General features: G+C 40.4%; 1 protein-coding gene. It reads left to right on the top strand.

Going from position 1 to position 292, the window contains the following annotated elements; translation table 11 throughout:
- Positions 1 to 292, top strand: a 292-nt coding sequence (locus JKP73_RS22835) for a lyase family protein (protein ID WP_267903285.1), incomplete at both ends; no start/stop codon positions are given.

The following is a 292-nucleotide window of genomic DNA, read 5'->3' as shown; positions in this document are numbered from 1 at the left end:
AAGTCAAGATGGAAAAATTCAATGGCATCGTTAAGATTGGTCGAACCCATCTACAAGATGCAACTCCATTAACGCTTGGACAGGGGATTAGCGGATGGCATCGTATGTTAGAAAAATCAGAAACGATGATTGGGGGAAGTATTCATTATATCAAAGAACTAGCAATTGGAGGAACTGCTGTCGGTACAGGATTAAATGCACATCCGGAGTTTGCAGAGCGCGTTTGTGCAGCTATTAATGAACATACAGGTAAAAACTTTGTATCTGCCCCGAATAAATTTCATGCTTTAAC

This window comes from Virgibacillus salexigens (assembly GCF_014905415.1).
GTDB lineage: Bacteria > Bacillota > Bacilli > Bacillales > Amphibacillaceae > Virgibacillus > Virgibacillus salexigens.
This window is presented reverse-complemented; position numbering and strand designations above follow the sequence as displayed.